Origin of the sequence: Bradyrhizobium sp. CER78, from assembly GCF_029846235.1 — a bacterium.
Lineage (GTDB): Bacteria > Pseudomonadota > Alphaproteobacteria > Rhizobiales > Xanthobacteraceae > Bradyrhizobium.
Window position 1 is genome coordinate 214,400 of record NZ_JARVWP010000006.1, and the last position, 13,559, is coordinate 227,958.

Here is a 13,559-nt window from a genome sequence, read left to right on the forward strand (position 1 = left end):
GCGGTTATTTAACCGCACACCCGGTTATCTAACCGCGAATCAGCTTCCCAAACGTGACAGAAATCCGCGCCAACCGCCGATCTGGGCCTTGGGCGGGCCGATTTGTTCCGCAAACTCGTCCACGGCACCGTCCTCGTCGACCCCGGGGTCATCAGGGGCCCGGATGATCGGAATCACGGCCGGAATTGGCGCCGGCGGTGCCTTGGGCAGATCGGTCCGGGAACGGAACAGCGGGGCCGGCGCCGGAGGCGCCGATTCGGCCGCCGGCGGCGGAGCGGGCTCCGGTGCCGGGGTGCCGTCCGAAGCGGGGGCCGGCTCGGCCTCGATGGCTGCCGGCAGCGGGGCGTTATCCTGCACGGTCGGCGTGGCGGGCTCGACGGGTTTGGGCTCAATCGGCTTGGCCTCGGCCATCTCAGCCGGCTTGGCTGCCTCCGGCTCGATGGCCACCTCCTCAGTCGGTTCTTTGGGCTGCTCGACCCGACGCGGCGCCAGCATCGCCTCCTCGAACGGCGAGGGCTCGATCGCATTGCCCTTGTCGGACGGCAGCGCCGCCACCGGCGTCTGCCACTGGAAGGCATCGAGGCGGCCGGTGACCGGCGACACCGGACGCCAGCGGTCCGAGACATAACCGTCCGCGGTCCATGCCGGATCGTGCAGCGCGCGCACCGCGCGCAAGGTCCAGGCCCGCGCCCGGCCGCTGTCGCCATGCTCGGTGCGCTCGATCTCGGCCATCAACAGCGCGACGCGCTGCGTCGGTGCCGCTGTGAACGGCTCCAGCGCGGCGCGCGCTTTCGCAAACTCGGACGCATCGATCGCGGCGCGCGCGATCGCCAGCGCGCCCTCGATGTTGCCGGGCGTCTTCGCCGCCAGCGTCTCGACCCGCACCAGGCGCTGGCGCGCGGAATCGCCGAGCCGCACATGCGAATAGGCGTCGGCGAGATCGGGGTGCGGCTGCGCCAGCCACGCGGTCTCGACGATCCGCATGGCGCGACGGATCTGATGCGCCTCGCTCTCGAATTTGGCGGCGAGCACCGCGGCCGGGATCAGCGTCGGCGCCAGCTTGAGCGCCTCCATCGCACTCGAGCGCGACAGGTCACGATCGACGGTCTCGAGCTCCATCGCGCGCGCCGTGAGCAGCACGCCGCGCTGCCGCCGATAGGTCGCCTTGTCGATCAGTCCGGCGGTCTGGTTGTTGTCGATGATCGACAGCGCGCCGGCCCAATCACCCTTGGCGCAGCAGAAACCGAGCACCGCATGCGAAGCCCATGACGAGGACGGCGACGTCTTCAGCGCTTCCTCGGCGATCATCACGGCCGCCACCGGATCGTCGGCGCGCTGCGCCTCGATGAACAGGCCGCGCAGGCCGAGCAGCCGCGTGTCGGCGCGCTCGGCCATGGCGCGGAAGGCGCGCTGCGCGCCGTCGCGATCGCCGTCGAGCTGCGCCGATTGCGCGTGCAGCAACAGCGCCAGCGGATCGCCTGCCGCGTGACGCCGCGCCACCTCCGCATGCGCACGCGCCGCCGACGAATCGCCATGCCCGATCGCGAGCAGGCCTTGCGTGATGGCGTGACGGCCGCGGGCGTGGCGCCGCTCGCGCTGGCCGCGGCGGATGTGCCCGGGGACCTTCCACAGCGCGCGCAGGATCACGCCCGCGACCATCGCGACGACGATGACGAGGCCGAGCAGGTACATCGGCTGCTTGGACGTCAGCCGCAAGCCGCCCCAATTCAGCACGAGATCGCCGGGCTGATCGGCCAACCAGGCGGCACCCGCTGCAGCGAGCGCGATCAGCAGCAGGAACAGAATGATCCGGATCATCAAGAACCTATTGCAAGAATCTATTGATTGACCGTGGCGAGCGCCGCCATGGCGTTGTCGGCAAATTTCCGCGACGCGTCGAGCGCGGCGCGGCGCGCGTCCACCTTGGCGAGCCAGGGTTGCGCCGCCGTGCGATCGGCCGGCGGCAACGACTTCAATTCGCGTTCGGTCAATGCGAGATCATTATGCACGGCGGCGGATGTCACGCGCGCGACGATGCTGCCGCGGTCGGTGCCCGTGCCGTCGGTCCGCTCGATGCGGATCAGCTTGGACGCACCGGCCTGCAGACGATCGACCAGCCCGGTGCTGGCTGCCGCAGCTTCCGGCGGCGGCGGTGCGAGCTGCGGCACGATCTCGATCAGCTCGCGGCATAGTTTGTTCGGATTCGGCACGCCCGAAGCAGCGAAGACGTCGAGCGGTTTCAGCAGGTCGGGATTGTCGCTGATCGCTTTGGCGGCCTCGAGCGCCGAGGCGTAGGGATCGCCGTGACGCACCGCGACGTCGAGCAGCGATGCGGCGACCACGCGCCGCAGCGGCACGTCGTCCGCCTTCGCCTCGGCCTTGGTGTCGGCGATCTTGCTGTCTTGCCTCGCGATCGCGGCGCCCTGCGCCTTCACGGCGCCCTCGACCTTGTCGATCCGCGCCGTGATGCCGGAGATGTCGGGCGCAGCCGCGCCATCGCGCGGCGCGGCCTTCGCATCATTGACCGCAGCGGCAAGCTTGTCGGATTGCGCCCGCGTCGCGGCGAGCTCGGAGCGCAACGCGGCGATCGACTTGTCGAGCGCCTCGAGCCGCGCGGTTGCCGCTGGATCGGCGGCCGCGGCGAGCGGCTTGCTGGCCTTCGACTCAAGCGCGCTGATACGCGTGCCGAGCTCGTCGACCGTTGCGGCACTGGGCTGCGGCGCGGGCGCCGGCGGCACCGCGGGCCAGCCGAGCAGCCAGCCGACCCCGATCACCAGCGCCGCGGCGACCGCGCCCGATACCGGCGCCACCACCCAGGGCGACACCGGCCGCGGCGGCTCGGACGGCGCGGAGGCGGCCTCGGGCTGCGGCTCTGCATGAGGGGCAGGATCGGGATGGGGCTCCGCCTCAGGCGCCGCCGCTTCCGCTGCCTTGTCAGCGTCGCTGGCGGCTTCCGCGCTGCCCTCGGCCTTCGACGGCTCGCTGGAGATCTCGGTCGCCTGAAGATCGATGGTCGGCGGCGCGCGCTTGGGCCGGGAATCCGGCGAAGGTCCTGTGTCGTCGGGCCTTTCTTCAGCCATCGCGAGGGTCCTCAAAACTACTGGCCGCACACTCTACCAGAATCGGCCCGGGTTCTTAGAGCACGATCCGAAAATCGGAGCATTGCCTAACATCATGGTCAGACGAAAGAATTAATTCCGGTCACGGCCGCAGGGCGCGGTCGAGCGCCTCCAGCAGGGCATTTTCGTCCGGCCGCGCCGCCACCACCACCTTGGTCGCGCCGGCGTCATGGAGCACGGAGGCGACCGCCGCCGAGATGCAGCATTGCGGCAGCGCGAGCGCCGAAATCTCCAGGCCGTCGGCCCGGATTGCGTCCAGGAACGCCTGCGCGCTGCGGCGGGAATAATGCAGCACCGCCGTGATCCGGTTCGCCATGAAGGCGTCGCTGACCTCCCTTGGAAGAGCGGCCACCGGCGCCATCCGGTAGGTGGTGTGGGTGACGACCGTCAGGCCCTTTTCGCTGAGTTCGCCGGCGAGATCGCGCGACAGGTCGGCGCCGGCGAGATAGAGCAGCGTGGCGGACGCGGGCAGTTCGCCGGCCTTGACCCGCGCCAGCACGAGATCGCGCAGCGAGATCGCATCGCCCTTGGCCGCGATCACCCTGTCGAAGCCCGCGGCGCGCGCGGCATCGGCGGTGTGGGCCCCGACCGCGAACAGCGGCAGCCGCAACAGCCGGCTGCCGGCAAGATCGATGGCCCGCGGCGCATTGGCGCTGGTCAGGATGACCGCGTCATAATCCGCATCGTCGTCATGGAACGGCAACGGCTCGAAGCGCAGCACCGGCGCCGCGATCGCCTCAAAGCCGCGTTGGCGCAGCGTCGCGAGCGTCGCCTCATTGTCCGGATGCGGTCGTGTGACAAGGATGGTCACGGGTCAGGCCTCCCGCATTACGAATTGGCCCCTGCAGATTGGACCTTGGCGACCGATTGCACTTTGAGACCTCGCAATGCTACCCCGGAGGGGACATTTGATGAGCATGATCTTGCCGGAAACCGGTTCCGGCCTGTCCGGATCATGCTGGTAGCACAAGGGCCGAAATTGGGACACGAACCACCGATGCTGGTGTTGGGGATCGAGACCACCTGCGATGAAACCGCAGCCGCCGTGGTCGAGCGCCAGCCTGACGGGCAGGCGAAAATCCTCTCCAACGTCGTGCGCTCGCAGACCGACGAGCACGCCCGCTTCGGCGGCGTGGTGCCGGAGATCGCGGCGCGCGCCCATGTCGACCTGCTCGACGGCATCGTCGCCTCCGCCATGAAGGAGGCCGGTGTCGGCTACGGACAATTGTCGGCGGTGGCGGCTGCCGCCGGCCCCGGCCTGATCGGCGGCGTGATCGTCGGTCTCACCACCGCGAAAGCGATCGCGATGGTGCACGACACGCCGCTGATTGCGGTGAACCATCTCGAGGCGCACGCGCTGACGCCGCGGCTGACCTGCGCGCTGGCGTTTCCCTATTGCCTATTCCTGGCCTCGGGCGGCCACACCCAGATCGTCGCCGTGGTCGGCGTCGGCGAATATGTCCGGCTCGGCACCACGGTCGACGATGCGATGGGCGAGGCGTTCGACAAGGTCGCGAAGATGCTGTCGCTGCCCTACCCCGGCGGACCGCAGGTCGAGCGCGTGGCGGCCGGCGGCGACCCGACGCGGTTCGCGTTTCCGCGCCCGATGCTCGGCCGCCCCGATGCGAATTTCTCGCTGTCGGGATTGAAGACGGCGGTGCGCAACGAAGCGAGCCGGCTGGAGCCGCTCGAGCCGCAGGACATCAGCGACCTCTGCGCCAGCTTCCAGGCCGCGGTGCTGGAAGCGACCGCCGACCGGCTGACCGTCGGCTTGAAGCTGTTCCAGGAGCGATTCGGCACGCCGCGCGCGCTGGTCGCGGCCGGCGGCGTCGCCGCCAACCATGCCATTCGCAGCGCGCTGCAGGATGTCGCGGCGAAGGCGCAGACCACGCTGATCATTCCGCCGCCGGCGCTCTGCACCGACAACGGCGCGATGATCGCCTGGGCCGGCGCCGAGCGGATGGCGCTCGGCCTCATCGACACGCTGGAAGCGCCGCCGCGGGCACGCTGGCTGCTCGATGCCAACGCCAAGGCGCCGGCCGGCCACGCCAACAGCCGCGCCGGATATTGAGTCATGTTTAACAACGCGCGCCACGGACACCGCTTCACCTCGCCCCGCTTGCGGGGAGAGGCACAGGCCGCATCTCGCGGCCGTCCAAAACAACGCCGAAGCAAAGCTTCGGCTATGTTGCATCGAAGATGCAATCCGGGTGAGGGGGGCTCTCCACACGCCAGGCGCCTGCGGATGCAGCCCCTCACCCCAACCCTCTCCCCGCAAGAGCGGGGCGAGGGAGCGCAGTCGAGCTAGGGGTTTCCGATGCCCGCGCATATGTCAGTCAGCGTGATCGGAGCCGGCGCCTGGGGCACGGCGTTGGCCGAGGTCGCGGCGCGCGCCGGACGCAAGGTGACGCTGTACGCACGCAATGCCGAGCATGCCGCGCAGATCGAGGCGACGCGGATCAATCCGAAGCTCGCCGGCGTCCAGCTTCAGCCAAGCATCGCGGTGACATCGGATATCGCCGCCGCGGCGCGCGCCGACATCATCCTCGCGGTGACCCCCGCGCAGCATCTGCGCGCGGCGGTCAGCCATTTCGCGCCGCATCTTGCGCCTGCTACGCCGGTGATCGCCTGCGCCAAGGGCATCGAGCATGGCACGCACAAATTCATGACCGAGGTGGTCGCGGAAGCCGCGCCGCGCGCCGTGCCTGCGATCCTGTCGGGACCGAGCTTCGCCGACGACGTCGCGCGCGGACTACCGACCGCGGTCACGTTGGCCGCCGGGGACGAAGAGCTCGCACGCGCGCTGGTCCAGGCGCTCGGCTCGGCGACCTTCCGGCCCTACCACACGTCAGACGTACGCGGGGTCGAGATCGGCGGCGCGGCCAAGAATGTGCTGGCGATCGCCGCCGGCATCGTCGTCGGCAAGAATCTCGGCGCTTCGGCGCTCGCCGCACTGACCACGCGCGGCTTCAGCGAGCTCGCGCGGTTGGGCCGAGCCTGCGGCGCGCGCACCGAAACCCTCGCCGGCTTGTCGGGGCTCGGCGATCTCCTGCTCAGCTGCTCAACCGCGCAATCGCGCAATTTCGCGCTCGGCCTCGCGCTCGGGCGGGGTGAACCAGCGCCGGTCGGCAAGCTCGCCGAAGGCGCGTTCACCGCGCCGGTGCTCTGCGAACTCGCCGCGGCGCGAAAGGTCGACATGCCGGTGTCCAATGCGGTCGCCGCGATCCTGAGCGACCGGCTGACGATCGATGACGCGATCGAAGGCCTGCTGACGCGGCCATTCAAGGCCGAAGGCTAGCGCTTGCCGCAGTGACGCGCTTTCTCCTCGCGACCGGTGTTGGCTTCGCTTGACTACGCCCTGTCACGGCGCCGTCGCGAAGGCGACGAGGTCGTGCAGTCCCGCCCCCGCTCCATCGGGCGTCACGCCGAGTTCCTCGGCTGACGCGTTGGTGCGATTGACCCAAAAGGTCGGATAACCGAACCATCTGGCGCCGGCCACGTCCCATCCGGCGAATGCGGCAAAGACGATCTGCTCTTTCTTCAGGCCGAACGCGTCGACAGCCATTTGATAGGCGCGCGGATCCGGCTTGAAGGCCGAGACCTTGTCGGTGCTGAGGTGATCTTCGAACAGGCCTTCGAGCCCGGAATTCCTGATCACCGCGTCCAGCATCGGTGCGGTGAAATTGGAGAGAAACGCCAGGCGCAAGCCGGCGGAGCGAAGTTGCACGAGCGCCGGCACGACGTCGGGCCATGCCTTGAGCTCCAGGTGGGCCTGCATCAAGCGGTCGCGCTGCTCGGGCGAGAGCGAGATCTTCATCGCCTTCGCCGCGAACAATAGCGCGTCCTCGGTGACCCGCCAGAAGTCGGCATATTGCCCGCCGAGCGTCCTGAGCCAGCTGTATTCGAATTGCCGCGTGCGCCACACCGCGCCCAGCTGCGCTCCCATGCCGGGGAACATCTCCTCCAGCCGGGCGCCCACGGGACGCGGATCGATCACCGGGAAGCCGTCGAAAGCGACGGCCCGGAAAGGCGGGCGGCCCGCCGCGCGCGACCGATCAGGCAGCACCGCGCTGGCCGTGACAGAAGCCGCGGCCAGGGTCGTAAACGTCCGGCGGTCCAGAACCATGTGGTTTCCTCGCGTTGCACGCCGTCAACGTTCACACAATTGCGTGTTGGCACAATCGCCCGATTTCAGCAGTTATCGTTCCGCGCCTCAGAACAATCAGGGAGAGATGACGATGGACCGGCTCGACGAACTCCGCCTGTTTCTCGCGATCGTCGACAGTGGAAAGTTTGCGGCCGGCGGCCGGAAATTCGCGCGCTCACCCTCCTCGGCGACGAGGATCGTCGCCGAGCTCGAGCGGCGCCTCGGCACGCGGCTGCTGCAACGGACCACGCGAAAGCTGTCGCTGACCGACTCCGGCGCGCGGCTTGCGGCGCAGGCGCGCCGCCTGCTCGCCGATTATGACCAGGCGATCGACGGCGCGATCGGAGCGGCCACAAGCCTGCGCGGCAACATCAAGCTGTCGGCGCCGACGCTGTTCGGCAGCCGTCACATCGCACCGCTGGTGCGCGCATTCCTGGAACGTCACCCCGACATCACGCTGCAACTGGCGCTCGAGGATCGTCTCGTCGATCTCATCGACGAGCGGATCGACATCGCGCTGCGGATTGGCCATCTGACGGACTCGTCGCTGAGGGCCCGGCGCGTCGGGGAAGTCCGCCGCATTGTGGTAGCCAGCCCGGATTATCTGAAGCGGCACGGCCGGCCGCGCAGTCCCGACGATCTCGCGCAGCATCACGCCGTGACGTTCGTCAATCAGGCGAACCCCACGGCCTGGTCCTTCCGGCACAAGCAAAGCCGCCCGCGGAAGATCAAGATATCGAGCCGCATCGAGGTCAACCGCGCCGAGACGGCGATCGGGCTGACCCGCGACGGCATGGGCTTGACGCGCGTGCTGTCCTACCAGGTTGCCGGTGAACTCGCAGCGGGGTCGCTGGTCCGCGTGCTGACGGAGTATGAAGTCGCGCCGATACCGGTCCAGCTTGTCTATCCCAGCGCACGCCTGATGGCGCCTCGCATTCGCAGCTTCCTGGACTTCGCCGCCGGCGAGATTCCGCAGATCGCGTTCAACCACTCATAGCGGGTCCGCGGCTGCCGCGCTTGACGGGTGCGGACTTCCGCGCCGAGATAATGCGCGCCGCGACGGCGTTGCGGCGACCGCCGGATCCCGTTCCAACAACAAGAAAACAATCTTGGGGAAAGCACATGCGTCAGCCGCGTTTCGTTATCGCCTCGGTGAGCGTTCTGTTTGCCGTCGCCGCCTCGTCCATTGCGGTCCGCGCCCAGACCGCAACCTCATACGACGACCTCGCAAAGATCGAGGCGGCCGCCAGCGCGCCGGCGTGATTGCCGATCTCAATGTCTATGAGGGGCAGTCCCACGCCCAGTACCAGATGAACATCGATGCGCCCGAGACCAGGAAGGCGTTCACCGATATCGCCAAATTCTTCGATCGATATCTGAAGCAGTGAGCATGGGGCTTCTTCATCTGACGCGTTTTCTTCACGCGAACCGGCATCCATCCCGCATCGAGTGCGGGACAGGCTTCGCTCGAAAACGCTTTGGATCAGATGCCAGCGCTTGTCGCGGGCATCGAGCTGACTGTAGATTGCCGCGCAATCGGCGTTCGAGAACGGGGTAAAGTCGCGATGAATTACTGGCTGGTGAAATCCGAACCGTCGACCTGGTCATGGGACCAGCAGGTCGCCAAGGGCGCGAAGGGCGAGGCGTGGACCGGCGTGCGCAACTTCACGGCGCGGCAGAACCTCGTCAACATGAAGAAGGGCGACAAGGCGTTCTTCTATCATTCCAACGAGGGCAAGGAGATCGTCGGCATCGCCGAGATCATCAAGGAAGCCTATCCCGATCCGACCGACAAGACCGGCAAGTTCGTCTGCGTCGACATCAAGGCCGACAAGCCGCTGAAGACGCCGGTGACGATGGCTGCGATCAAGGCCGACAAGAAGCTCGCCGACATGGCGCTGGTGAAATATTCGCGGCTCTCGGTGCAGCCGGTCACCGCGGAGGAATGGAAATACGTCTGCAAGATGGGCGGGCTGTAAGCGTCCCAACGAACTCCACCGTCGTCCCGGCGCAGGCCGGGACCCATAACCACAGGGTTGCGTTGTTGAAGCGCGCTGTGGCCACAGCTCGTCTCTGCAATCAAGATTTGGGGTTATGGGTCCCGGCCTTCGCCGGGACGACGATGTAGGATTGGACGGAGCTTACGCCCCGGCCGCCATCACCACCTGCGCCAGCAATTGCTCGCGCTTGCTCTGGGTGCGGTAGCCGCCCATCGTCGCGGCGAAGCGCTCCAGAATGCCGTCCTCGAACGCGGTGACGATGGTGTCGTGGACATAGCTCTTGCGGCAGATCGCCGGCGTATTGGAGAGCTGGTCGGCGGCGGCGCGGATCGCGTCCAGCACCTGACGCTTGCGGCCGCGCTGGCTGGCGGCCGGCGTGATCCGCGACAGCGATTCCACGACGACGGCCGACGCCATCAGGGTGCGGAAATCCTTCAGCGAGATCTTGATGCCGGCGAGCTCGCGCAGGAACGCGTTCACCGCCGCGGTCGAGGCGGCGCGCACGACGCCGGAGCGGTCGTAATACTGGAACATGCGCTTGCCCGGGACGTCGCGCAGGATGCCGACCGCGCGCACCAGCTTGGCCGCGTCGCATTCCTTGCGCACGGCCTTGCCGCCCTTGGCCTTGAAGGTCAGCACCAGAGAATCGTCTTCCAGCGTGACGTTGGACTTCAGCAGCGTGGTGGCGCCGCGGGTGCCGTTGAGGCGGGCATAGGATTCGTTGCCGGGCCGGATCGCGGTGCGCGCGATCAGCTCGATCACCGCCGACAGCGCGAATTCGCGCGTCGGCTCGTCGCCGGACAGGAACGCCGAGACCTTGCGCCGGATCTTCGGCAGCGCGGCCACCAGCTTGCCCAGGCGATGCGCCTTGCGCTGCTCGCGGACCTTCTCCCAATCGGCGTGATAGCGATATTGCAGCCGGCCGGCGGCATCGAGACCGACCGCCTGCAGATGCGTGTTCGGATCGGTGGAGTAGCGCACCCGGCGGTAGGCCGGCGGCATCGCCATCGCGTGCAGCCGGCGGATCGTGCGAGCATCGCGAACGCGCGAGCCATTGGCGCGAACGAATGAATAATTCTTGCCGCGCTTGACGCGGCGGATGGTCAGCTCGTTCTGGTCGCCGAGCCGCAGGCCGAGGTCGCGCGCCAGATCTTCAACTGACGTCTTGATGGCAGCTGCGGCCGGGGCGTCGAACTTGATCTTGGACTTGGGTGACGGCTTGGGCCATTGGCCCAGCGCCTTCGCCAGGGCGACAGCGGGATCGGCGGACATGGGCCGCACAGCCGCGATGTTCTGCTGATCCATCATACTACTCGTCAGACGCCTTGTTCCGCTGTTCTCCCGGTAATGCCGTTGCTTCGGGCTTCGTTCCGGTGGGGCCGTCCGGCCTCGGAATGGCGATTTAGGGCGTCGGGACTGACATTGCGAGTCGCGAATCGGTTATCTACGGTTTCTAAATACCTTTCATGGGTGCCATTCGCCCGCTAACCTTGATTTTGGGCTGTCCGTCATCGGTCAAAACAACGGGAGCGCGGTCCGGGAGCCGGGCTTTGAAGGGCCCGTGACGAGGACAGGAACCGCCGGAGACAGGTCAGGGACCGTGCCGTTTCCCGCCCGGTCCCCCGAGGGACGCGCCACGGTAGCTGCGGCGGCGCTCCGGCGCGAAATCGTCGGCGCAGATGATCGCGACTGCCCTTCGACATTTCATCGAAGCGCGCAGTGAGCGGTCCAGCACGATGGGTGTCGATGCGCTACGTCCGATCGTGATTGCGAATTCTTTCGCACCACCGATCGGCTCCGCCGACGACACGAGGCGCAAGCGAGCGGCGCGGCGAACGATACCACTACGACCAAGAGACCAGTGACCTAGAGCACACGATGGCGCATAGGTTTCACTCGTCAACGAGGCGCGGTAAACCGCCCAATCAGATGTGGCAGCCGGCGCAATACCCGGCGGCTTCGACGCGACGAAAGTGACAGTCCTTTTCCCTTGCCGGGCCGGAATGCGGCAACGCATAATCGCGGCAATGATCAGGACGGCTTGCCACCGCGTTGTTTGCGATCGGCAATGAGTGGAGGAAAATGATGTCCGAGAAGATCTATGACGTGTCGGCCGATTGGGCCAAGCGCGCCTATGTCAACGACGCCAAATATCGCGAGATGTATGCGCACTCGGTCAAGGACCCGAACGGCTTCTGGGCCGAGCACGGCAAGCGGATCGACTGGATCAAGCCCTTCACCAAGGTCGAGAACGTCTCCTTCGCGCCCGGCAACATCTCGATCAAATGGTTCGAAGATGGCGTGCTGAACGTCGCCTGGAACTGCATCGACCGCCATCTCGAGAAGCGCGGCGACCAGACCGCGATCATCTGGGAGGGCGACGACCCCTCCGAATCCAAGCACATCACCTACCGCCAGCTGCACGACGAAGTCTGCAAGATGGCCAACATCCTGCGCACGCGGAACGTCAAGAAGGGCGACCGCGTCACGATCTACCTGCCGATGATCCCGGAAGCCGCCTACGCGATGCTGGCCTGCGCGCGGATCGGCGCGATCCACTCGGTGGTGTTCGGCGGTTTCTCGCCGGACAGCCTCGCCCAGCGCATCAAGGACTGCGATTCCAAGGTGGTGATCACCGCCGATGAAGGCCTGCGCGGCGGCAAGAAGGTGCCGCTGAAGGCCAATGTCGATGCCGCGATCGCCAAGACCGGCGGCGTCGATTGGGTCGTGGTGGTGAAGCGCACCGGCGGTGCGATCGACATGAACCCGACCCGCGACCTCTGGTATCACGAGGCGGCCAAGGTGGTGACATCAGAATGCCCGGCCGAGCACATGCACGCCGAGGACCCGCTGTTCATCCTCTACACCTCGGGCTCGACCGGCACGCCGAAGGGTGTGCTGCACACCTCGGCCGGCTATCTCGTGTTCGCGTCGATGACGCATCAATACGTGTTCGACTATCACGACGGCGACATCTACTGGTGCACCGCCGACGTTGGCTGGGTCACCGGCCACAGCTACATCCTCTACGGGCCGCTCTGTAACGGCGCGACCACGCTGATGTTCGAGGGCGTGCCGAACTACCCGGACAATTCGCGCTTCTGGAACGTGGTCGACAAGCACAAGGTCAATATTTTCTACACCGCGCCGACCGCGATCCGTGCGCTGATGCAGGGCGGCGACGAGCCGGTGAAGAAGACCTCGCGCAAATCGCTGCGGCTGCTCGGCTCGGTCGGCGAGCCGATCAATCCGGAGGCCTGGGAGTGGTATTACCGGGTGGTCGGCGACGATCGCTGCCCGATCGTCGACACCTGGTGGCAGACCGAGACCGGCGGCATCCTGATCACGCCGCTGCCCGGCGCGACCAAGCTGAAGCCGGGGTCGGCGACGCGGCCGTTCTTCGGCGTGGTACCCGAGATCGTCGATGCCGACGGCAAGACGCTGGACGGCGAGACCTCGGGCAATCTCTGCCTGACCAAGTCATGGCCGGGCCAGATGCGCACGGTCTATGGCGATCATGCGCGGTTCGAGCAGACCTATTTCTCGACCTACAAGAACAAGTACTTCACCGGCGACGGCTGCCGGCGCGATGCCGACGGCTATTACTGGATCACCGGCCGCGTCGACGACGTCATCAACGTCTCCGGCCACCGCATGGGCACCGCCGAGGTCGAAAGCTCGCTGGTCGCGCACGAGGCGGTGTCGGAAGCCGCCGTCGTCGGCTACCCGCACGACATCAAGGGCCAGGGCATCTACGCCTATGTCACGCTGATGAAGGGCACCGAGCCGACCGAGGCCTTGCGCAAGGAACTGGTCGCCTGGGTCCGCAAGGACATCGGCCCGATCGCCTCGCCGGATCTGATCCAGTTCGCGCCCGGCCTGCCGAAGACGCGCTCCGGCAAGATCATGCGCCGCATCCTGCGCAAGATCGCCGAGGACGAGCCGTCGAGCCTCGGCGACACCTCGACCCTGGCTGATCCCGCCGTGGTCGATGACCTCGTGCAGAACCGGCAGAACAAGAAGTAACCCGGCGACGGCAATATCGAGACATGCAGCAAGGGCCGCGCGCGATCACCGCCGCGGCCCTTCGCTTTCGTCCCACATCCCTCGAAAACGCGGTGGAAGCGGCCATTTCACGGGATTGTCAGAGGCAAGGCGCGATTGCGGCGCGTTTGTGGCCAAGTGTTGTTTTCAGGTCATTTACTTTAATCCGAACTTTTTCTTTTCTGCCCGCCATCAGGACGTGTCTCGCGGCCGGTGTGAAACCACCCGGTTAAGACACGCGGTTAATAT

Annotated in this window: 11 protein-coding genes and 1 pseudogene; 7 read left to right on the plus strand and 5 right to left on the minus strand. The window is 66.9% G+C overall.

All coding sequences use genetic code 11. The annotated features are described in order from the left end of the window. Nucleotides 1–39: 39 nt before the first annotated feature. The 3 genes from QDT69_RS15130 to QDT69_RS15140 form a co-directional block, all read right to left on the minus strand. Nucleotides 40–1,818: a heme biosynthesis HemY N-terminal domain-containing protein gene (locus QDT69_RS15130; RefSeq protein WP_279707304.1), complete on the minus strand. Its 1,779-nt coding sequence runs from the start codon at nucleotides 1,816–1,818 to the stop codon at nucleotides 40–42. Nucleotides 1,819–1,838: 20 nt separating this feature from the next. Then, nucleotides 1,839–3,080: a hypothetical protein gene (locus tag QDT69_RS15135; RefSeq protein WP_279707305.1), complete on the minus strand. Its 1,242-nt coding sequence runs from the start codon at nucleotides 3,078–3,080 to the stop codon at nucleotides 1,839–1,841. A gap of 121 nt (nucleotides 3,081–3,201) precedes the next feature. Further along, nucleotides 3,202–3,930 (minus strand): uroporphyrinogen-III synthase, encoded by a 729-nt coding sequence (locus QDT69_RS15140; RefSeq protein ID WP_279707306.1) that lies wholly within the window; start codon nucleotides 3,928–3,930, stop codon nucleotides 3,202–3,204. Nucleotides 3,931–4,116: 186 nt separating this feature from the next. Here QDT69_RS15140 and tsaD point away from each other — a divergent pair, with 186 nt between their 5' ends. After that, nucleotides 4,117–5,190 carry a tRNA (adenosine(37)-N6)-threonylcarbamoyltransferase complex transferase subunit TsaD gene (gene tsaD, locus QDT69_RS15145; protein ID WP_279707307.1) on the plus strand — a complete coding sequence of 358 codons (1,074 nt, stop codon included), beginning with the start codon at nucleotides 4,117–4,119 and terminating at the stop codon, nucleotides 5,188–5,190. A gap of 246 nt (nucleotides 5,191–5,436) precedes the next feature. Next, entirely contained in the window at nucleotides 5,437–6,417 is a 981-nt protein-coding gene (locus QDT69_RS15150; RefSeq protein ID WP_279707308.1) for an NAD(P)-dependent glycerol-3-phosphate dehydrogenase, read from the plus strand. 63 nt (nucleotides 6,418–6,480) lie between these two features. Here QDT69_RS15150 and QDT69_RS15155 read toward each other — a convergent pair whose 3' ends face one another. Further along, the gene (locus QDT69_RS15155; RefSeq protein ID WP_279707309.1) at nucleotides 6,481–7,245 is read right to left on the minus strand and encodes a haloacid dehalogenase type II; all 765 of its coding nucleotides are present in this window, start codon (nucleotides 7,243–7,245) and stop codon (nucleotides 6,481–6,483) included. A 112-nt stretch (nucleotides 7,246–7,357) separates the two neighbouring features. Here QDT69_RS15155 and QDT69_RS15160 point away from each other — a divergent pair, with 112 nt between their 5' ends. From QDT69_RS15160 to QDT69_RS15175, 4 genes and pseudogenes are all read left to right on the plus strand, one after another. After that, a complete protein-coding gene (locus QDT69_RS15160; protein ID WP_279707310.1) occupies nucleotides 7,358–8,263 on the plus strand; it encodes a LysR family transcriptional regulator in 906 nt (301 codons plus the stop codon). 125 nt (nucleotides 8,264–8,388) lie between these two features. Further along, a complete protein-coding gene (locus QDT69_RS15165; RefSeq protein ID WP_279707539.1) occupies nucleotides 8,389–8,529 on the plus strand; it encodes a hypothetical protein in 141 nt (46 codons plus the stop codon). Then, nucleotides 8,517–8,654: pseudogene (locus QDT69_RS15170) on the plus strand (alpha/beta hydrolase); the annotation flags it as partial. The gene QDT69_RS15165 and the pseudogene QDT69_RS15170, both read left to right, overlap by 13 nt. 177 nt (nucleotides 8,655–8,831) lie before the next feature. Beyond that, the gene (locus tag QDT69_RS15175) at nucleotides 8,832–9,245 is read left to right on the plus strand and encodes an EVE domain-containing protein (protein WP_029080905.1); all 414 of its coding nucleotides are present in this window, start codon (nucleotides 8,832–8,834) and stop codon (nucleotides 9,243–9,245) included. A 162-nt stretch (nucleotides 9,246–9,407) separates the two neighbouring features. Here QDT69_RS15175 and QDT69_RS15180 read toward each other — a convergent pair whose 3' ends face one another. Beyond that, the gene (locus tag QDT69_RS15180; protein ID WP_279707311.1) at nucleotides 9,408–10,574 is read right to left on the minus strand and encodes a DNA topoisomerase IB; all 1,167 of its coding nucleotides are present in this window, start codon (nucleotides 10,572–10,574) and stop codon (nucleotides 9,408–9,410) included. 777 nt (nucleotides 10,575–11,351) lie between these two features. Between QDT69_RS15180 and acs the strand changes: the two genes are divergently transcribed. After that, complete coding sequence (gene acs, locus QDT69_RS15185; RefSeq protein WP_279707312.1) at nucleotides 11,352–13,292, plus strand: acetate--CoA ligase; 1,941 nt, start codon at nucleotides 11,352–11,354, stop codon at nucleotides 13,290–13,292. The last annotated feature ends 267 nt before the right edge of the window (nucleotides 13,293–13,559 follow it).